This window comes from Mesonia oceanica, assembly GCF_902499555.1.
GTDB classification, from domain to species: Bacteria; Bacteroidota; Bacteroidia; order Flavobacteriales; family Flavobacteriaceae; genus Mesonia; species Mesonia oceanica.
Genome location: NZ_CABVMM010000022.1, coordinates 24,063 through 31,097 on the forward strand (window position 1 = coordinate 24,063; position 7,035 = coordinate 31,097).

The window sequence follows — 7,035 nt, forward strand, 5'->3', positions numbered from 1 at the left end:
AAGATCAATTCCAGTAGTAAGTAAGGTTTAATTTTTACTAGCAGTGGTGCGATGATTCGGCCTGAAAATAAAATACAAACCAAGCAATATAAATGGAATACTTAACCACTGGCCTGTATTTAAAGACCAAGCAGCGCGATTCTCTACTTGTGCTTCCTTTACAAATTCTATAAAGAACCTTACGCTCCAAAGCAAGACTAAAAATAAACCAAAAAGAAAGCCGGTTTTGTCCTTTTTATCCGTTTTCCAGTACGTAAACCATAGAATAATAAAAACGATGATATAGCATCCTGCTTCATATAATTGGGCCGGGTGTCTCGGGAAAGTTTCTCCAAGTTGGGTGAAAATAACCCCGTAATCACTATGGGTTGGTTTTCCTATAATTTCAGAATTAATAAAATTTCCCAATCGAATAAAAACACCGCCAATGGCTACCGGGATCACAATCCTGTCTAAAATAAAAAGGGTATTTTTTTTCAGGTGCTTTTTACTGTATAAATACATCGCAATGATGATACCAATAGCAGCTCCATGACTAGCTAAGCCTCTAAATCCGGTAAATTCAAATTTTGGAGAAAATTGAAAAGGTAAAATAACCGATAAAGGATCTTCCCATAATAATTCTGTTTGATAAAATAGAACGTGACCTAAGCGGGCTCCGATAAGCGTTCCTAAAACCGCATAAATAAATAGAGGGTCTAATTTTTCTTCAGCAATGTTTTCATTTTTATAGAATTTTTTCATAATGTACCAACCTAGTACAAAAGCCACCAAATACATTAAGCTGTAGTAGCGAATCATAAAAAAACCTAAATCTATTCCTTTTGAAGGATCCCAAACGATAGCTGAAAAAAGCATAGTTGAATTTTAATTATTTTGAAGTGTAAATATAGGTATTTGAAGTTTTTTATACACCGACTTCTCAAAAACTTCTAATCTTCTTTTGGAGGAACAGGATCGTAACCGGAGCCGCCCCAAGGATGGCATCGTCTAATTCTGTGGAAGGCGAGTTTGCTTCCTTTCCATAATCCGTGAATTTTTAAAGCTTCGGCAGTATAATGCGAGCAAGTGGGCTGAAACCTACATGTTGCCGGAGTGAGTGGGGAAATAAGATATTGATAGCCCTTAATGAGAAATAAAAAAGGAGCTATCAATATCTTTTTAAACATTATTTTATAAGCTGAAGGTGGTACCTTCTTTACTGTCTTTTAATAGAATTCCATTAGCGGCGAGCTCATCCCTAATCTTATCACCGGTTTCAAAATCACGATTGGCACGTGCTTTAGCACGAAGTTCAATTAATAATTCTACCACATTAGCTAAACGTTCACTATCCTGATTGTTTTCTAAAGCAGTTACGGCTTCTAGGCCTAATACGTCAAAAATAAAGCTGTGTATGCTTTCTTTTAGTTCTTTTAAATCTTCAGCAGTAAGCGTTGCTTTTTTAGCTTCAACAGCATTGATTATTTTAACCGCTTCAAAAAGGTTGGCAATTAAAACCGGACTGTTGAAATCGTCATTCATCGCATCATAACACTTCTGTTTCCATTCAGCAATAGCTACAGAAGAGTTTTTTGAAGTAGGCAAGTTTGGTATTAAAGCTACGGCATCCATTAATTTATGAAATCCTTTTTCTGCTGCTCCAAGCGCTTCATCAGAAAAATCTAAAATACTTCTGTAATTAGCCTGCAACATAAAAAAACGGGCAATGCTTGGTGAGTAAGATTTGCTTAACACATCGTTATCTCCTGAAAAAAGTTCCTTTGGTAAAATATTGTTACCGGTACTTTTCGCCATTTTCTTCCCGTTAAGGGTAAGCATGTTAGCATGCATCCAATAATTTACGGGATTTTTACCGGTAGCGGCTTGCCCTTGAGCGATTTCACATTCGTGATGAGGGAATTTTAAATCCATTCCACCCCCATGAATATCAAATTCATCCCCTAAATATTTAGAGCTCATAACCGTACATTCCAAATGCCATCCCGGAAAACCAACGCTCCAAGGAGAGGGCCAACGCATAATGTGTTGTGGTTCGGCTTTTTTCCAAAGCGCAAAATCTTGCGGGTTCTTTTTGTCGTCTTGCGCGGCAAGTTCCCGCGTGTTAGCGATCATATCTTCCAGCTTTCTTCCGCTTAGAATTCCGTAATGATTAGATTCGTTGTATTTTAAAACATCAAAATAAACCGATCCGTTTGCTTCGTAAGCAAAACCCTTGTCAATGATTTCTTTAATGATTTCAATCTGTTCAACAATATGCCCGGTTGCCGTTGGTTCAATGCTGGGGGGTAAATTGTTGAATTTATATAAGATGTTGTGAAAATCTACCGTGTATTTCTGAACCACTTCCATGGGTTCAATTTCCTCTAAACGTGCTTTTTTAGCAATACGGTCTTCACCGGTTTCCGCATCATTTTCTAAATGCCCTGCATCGGTAATGTTTCTAACGTACCTTACTTTATAACCCAAATGCTTTAAATAACGAAAAACCAAGTCGAAAGAAATAAACGTACGACAATTTCCTAAGTGAACGTTGCTGTAAACTGTAGGGCCGCAAACATACATGCCTACGTAGCCGTCGGTTAAAGGTTTAAAAACTTCTTTCTCTCCACTAAGTGAATTGTAGATTTTTAATTCTTGATTTTCGTATAAAGGCATTTTTTGCTTTTTAAAATCTTAGGATAAAGTTGAAACAACTTTAATTTAAAATTCGGTATCTAATTTAATATAGTCTAGAAATTCCCTACGGACAGCAGCCTCTTTAAATTTTCCGCCAAACTCACTGGTAACGGTACTGCTTTCAATATCTCTAATTCCACGACTGTTGACGCATAAATGTTTAGCATCTACCACACAAGCCACATCATCGGTATTCAGCGCCTTTTGAAGCTCTTTTACAATTTGCATCGTCATACGCTCTTGCACCTGTGGCCGTTTAGCATAATAATCGACAATTCTATTCATTTTAGAAAGACCCACTACCGTCCCGTTAGAAATATAAGCTACGTGAGCGCGTCCTACGATGGGAAGTAAGTGATGTTCACAAGTAGAATAAACCGTAATGTTTTTTTCTACTAACATCTCTCCGTATTTGTATTTATTTTCAAAAACGGAAGCTTTTGGTTTTTTATCAGGATGCAAGCCACCAAAAATTTCATTTACATACATTTTAGCAACCCGAAGAGGCGTTCCTTTAAGACTGTCATCGGTAAGATCCATCCCTAAAGTTTCTAAAATGTGCTTTACATCTTTTTGAATAAGCTCTATTTTTTCTAAATCACTCAACTCAAAAGCGTTTTCACGCATAGGGTTGTCGGTGCTGGAACCAATATGATTGTTTCCTACTTCTTCTATATCGTCCAATAGTTTATCAATTTTCATAACTCTTCTCTAAAGAGTGCAAAGATACAGAATTTAGAGATTATAGAAATAGTTTGAGTTGAAATACTAAAATCGTATTTGTGTTTAACATATTTTTTGGAAAAAATTCTTACTTTTCAGCCTTCAATTTGAATCCATACACCTTACGTTCTTAAACTATTGAAATATTCCTTAAAAATACCCTAAAATCAATAGGGGGATTTTTCGTATTTGTTTGTTCTATAAGGTGAAGGCTTTTATGCCCTGCTAAATTTAGTGATAGGTATGGAGGGAGTCATTCAAAAAATGTTATAACAACTCGATTTTCTTATGAAAAAAGAATTACAATTACTTTTCGTTTTTTGGTTACTGTTTGTAACCGCTTCTTTGCAAGCACAAGATATTATTATAGAAGATGGAAGCATACAGCAATGTTCAGGAATTTTTTATGATTCAGGAGGATTGGATGAAGATTACAACGATGATGATAATTATACGTTTACTATTTGCCCAGAGGAAGATGGTGACTTTATCGCTTTAGATTTTACAGCATTTGAACTGGGAGAAAATAGTACCTTAACTATTTATAATAGTAACAACACAGATGGAGAGGTTTTTGCGGAATTTACAGGAACAACTTCTCCGGGAGAAATTAAAGCAACTACGGAAGCACTTACAGAAACCACTTCTGCTACAGGCTGTCTAACGATTGTTTTTGAGGCGAATGGAGACGTAGGGCCGGGATGGGAAGCAGAAGTGTCTTGTATTTCCAATGATGTTTTTTACGATCAGCCTCAAAGTACGGGAGTTTATACGCAGTGTACAGGAATGTTTTATGATAATGGAGGACCTAATAATGGTTATATAGATAGTGGAGTGCAGGTGTTTACTTTTTGTTCAGATGATCCGGATTTAGTAACACAGTTGGTTTTTACTCAGTTTTTAACCAGTGCAAACGATGTGATGAGTATTTATGATGGTTCTTCAACAAGTGCCCCTTTAATTGGCGAGTATAATGCAGGAATAAGCCCTGGAACAGTAATGGCCAGTGCGTTAAATGAGAGTGGATGTTTAACGATAGAATTTGCTCCCGATGGGATTCCTTCTCCCGTATTTGGTTGGCAAGCTCAGATTAATTGTGTGGAACCTTGTCAGTTAATTGAGTTGGAAGAGCTTACCGTAGAACCATCTTTGCCGGGGACCAATGGTGCAAACTATGATGTGGCGGTAAATGAAGCCATAGATTTTGTGGCAGATGTAAGTTTTGAGGAATCTGGAGAAGATGCTACTTATGAATGGAATTTTGATGATGGTACTACTGCTGATGGGCTAGAAGTAACTCATACTTTTAATAGTGAAGGTTCGTATTCTGTGGAGCTAACTATAACAGATTCGGAAGGATGCCCCCTTGTAATTGAGTTTGAAGTTCAGGTACAATTCTATGCTGTAGAAGTAGATCAAAATACTTATACCGTTCCAGAATTAGTGGAAAATGTACTTATTAATAATGATTGTGCGCAAATTTCTAATATTACTTGGAGATCTGGAAATGCTCAAGGCACCAATAATGGGATAGGTTATTTTAATTATAATAATTCTTCTTTTCCAATGGAGGAAGGGGTGGTATTATACTCAGGGAATGTAAATGAAGTTCCGGGGCCAGAAACAGGTACTCAAAGTTCAGGGGGATGGAACGGGGACTCTGACTTAGATGATTTAATTGATGAAATAGAAGGTAATGGCCCTGCATCTAATGACGCCACTCTTATTGAATTTGATTTTTTAACATTTGCTGATGAAATAAGTTTTAATTTTCTATTCTCATCTGATGAATATGGTGGTTTTCAATGTCAATATTCCGATCCTTTTGGCTTCTTTTTAACCGATGAAGATGGAAATACCCAGAATATAGCCTTGGTGCCAGGGACAACAACTCCTGTTGCGGTAACAACTGTAAGAAATCCTGATTTTGATTGTTTAAGCGGTGGTCCTTGTGGGAGTATACCGCCAAACCCACAATTCTTTGATACTTATTTTGGGAATGGATGTGGAAATGTAGGAGCCGATCCTAATACCGCACCTATTAATTCTAGGGGTTATACTAAAATAATGACCGCTAACTCTGCTGTGATTCCTGGAGAAACTTACCATATTAAATTGGTTATTGGTGATAGAGGGGATAGCTCTTATAATTCTGCCGTATTTTTAGAAGCGGGTAGTTTTAATATTGGTGAAATAGATTTAGGTGGGGATATTGCCGAAACTTCCCCCAGGGCAGAATGCTTAGGAGATGTAGTGATCTTAGATTTAGATTTAACCATTATAGAGGGAGTAGAAATCACTTGGTATAAAGACGGGGTGTTAATCCCTGGCGAAAATGGAACAACTTTACAAGTAACTGAACCTGGAGATTATACCGCAGAATTTGTTTATGATCCTGATGGAGATGGGGTAAGTGACTGTGCAAACGAAGATACAGTAACCGTAGAGTTTTTACCCACCCCTATCGTAGATGGGCAAGCCCCTAACGACTTATTCGCTTGTACCTCTGGTGGGGAATCCCAGAACTTTGATTTATTAGAACTAAATGAACAAGTACTTAATGGGCAAGATCCAGAGGATTTTGAAATCACTTATTATGAGTCTTCTGAAGCGGCAGAGGATAGAGTGAATCCAATTACCAATCCAGAAGAATATGAAGTGAGTCCAGATTGTATGGATTTGTTTGTAAGAATTGAAGGGGTAGTTGAAGGTAATTTTACAGAGTGTTATAGTGTTTATCAATTTGAAGTCTGCGTAGGCGATTTAAATGTAGGGACTACCGAAGATTTATATGCTTGCGATCTAGATGATGATGGAATAGGGGAGTTCGATTTAACAGAAAACGATGAGGCAGCCTTGGAAGGCTTGTCAAATCCAGACTTATTTCAGGTAACCTATTATGAATCTCAAGAAAATGCAGAGGAGGGTATTGATCCTATTACTGAGCCTACCACCTACGAAAATGTGAATAATAATCCTCAAGAAATTTTTGTAAGAATTGAAAATACAGAAGATGAAGATTGTGTTGCCACTAACGGAAGCTTTTTTGTAGAAGCACTTACGAGTAACGCATACGAGGTAGAGGATATGGAAGATTGTGGTAATGGTGTCGATGCAGTGTTTTTTGACCTTTCTCAAAATACCCCGCAAGCCCTAGGGGAGCAAACTACCGATAATTATATAATAAATTATTTTGAATCTGAAGAGGATGCAGAAAATAATGAAGATGAAATAACCAATACGAGTAACTACCCATTAGTGGATAATGGAGAATATGAAATTTATATTCGGGTAGATAATAATTTACTAGAAGAATGTTATAATATAACCAGTTTCACGGTAACTCTTAATACAGTTACCATCGGTGATTTATCAAATAGTAATTTGGAGTCGTGCGATGGCGATAATGATGGGGACGGTGAGTTTGACCTGACACAGAACAATGCAGTGGTGCTTGACGGCCAGGAAGCCTCGGACTATACGGTGACCTATTACGATAGCCAGGCCTCTGCAGATGCCGGCCAGTCGGAGGCGATCCCCAACCCGACGAACTACTCCAATGTACTTTCGAACCCTCAGGAGGTCTTTGTGCGTGTGGAGAGCAACAACAACAGCAACTGCTACGAGACGGGC

The 7,035-nt window shown here is 37.7% G+C and carries 5 protein-coding genes; 1 reads left to right on the plus strand and 4 read right to left on the minus strand.

Annotated elements, in window-relative coordinates; genetic code table 11:
- Nucleotides 1-27: 27 nt before the first annotated feature.
- From lgt to folE, 4 genes are all read right to left on the minus strand, one after another.
- Nucleotides 28-858 carry a prolipoprotein diacylglyceryl transferase gene (gene lgt, locus FVB9532_RS18595; RefSeq protein WP_150546687.1) on the minus strand — a complete coding sequence of 277 codons (831 nt, stop codon included), beginning with the start codon at nt 856-858 and terminating at the stop codon, nt 28-30.
- A 74-nt stretch (nt 859-932) separates the two neighbouring features.
- Nucleotides 933-1,169, minus strand: a complete 237-nt coding sequence (gene yidD, locus FVB9532_RS18600; protein WP_150546688.1) for a membrane protein insertion efficiency factor YidD — start codon at nt 1,167-1,169, stop codon at nt 933-935.
- A 4-nt stretch (nt 1,170-1,173) separates the two neighbouring features.
- Nucleotides 1,174-2,658, minus strand: a complete 1,485-nt coding sequence (gene cysS, locus FVB9532_RS18605; protein WP_150546689.1) for a cysteine--tRNA ligase — start codon at nt 2,656-2,658, stop codon at nt 1,174-1,176.
- A 45-nt stretch (nt 2,659-2,703) separates the two neighbouring features.
- Nucleotides 2,704-3,381 (minus strand): GTP cyclohydrolase I FolE, encoded by a 678-nt coding sequence (gene folE / locus FVB9532_RS18610; protein ID WP_150546690.1) that lies wholly within the window; start codon nt 3,379-3,381, stop codon nt 2,704-2,706.
- 309 nt (nt 3,382-3,690) lie between these two features.
- Here folE and FVB9532_RS18615 point away from each other — a divergent pair.
- Nucleotides 3,691-7,035: FIDD domain-containing protein (locus FVB9532_RS18615; RefSeq protein ID WP_150546691.1), on the plus strand; the 3,345-nt coding region annotated here is incomplete at its 3' end.

Excerpts from the sequence above, each read along its gene's own strand:
- lgt (WP_150546687.1), bottom strand. The coding sequence starts at position 858 with ATGCTTTTTTCAGCTATCGTTTGGGATCCTTCAAAAGGAATAGATTTA.
- cysS (WP_150546689.1), bottom strand. The coding sequence starts at position 2,658 with ATGCCTTTATACGAAAATCAAGAATTAAAAATCTACAATTCACTTAGT.
- folE (WP_150546690.1), bottom strand. The coding sequence starts at position 3,381 with ATGAAAATTGATAAACTATTGGACGATATAGAAGAAGTAGGAAACAAT.
- yidD (WP_150546688.1), bottom strand. The coding sequence starts at position 1,169 with ATGTTTAAAAAGATATTGATAGCTCCTTTTTTATTTCTCATTAAGGGC.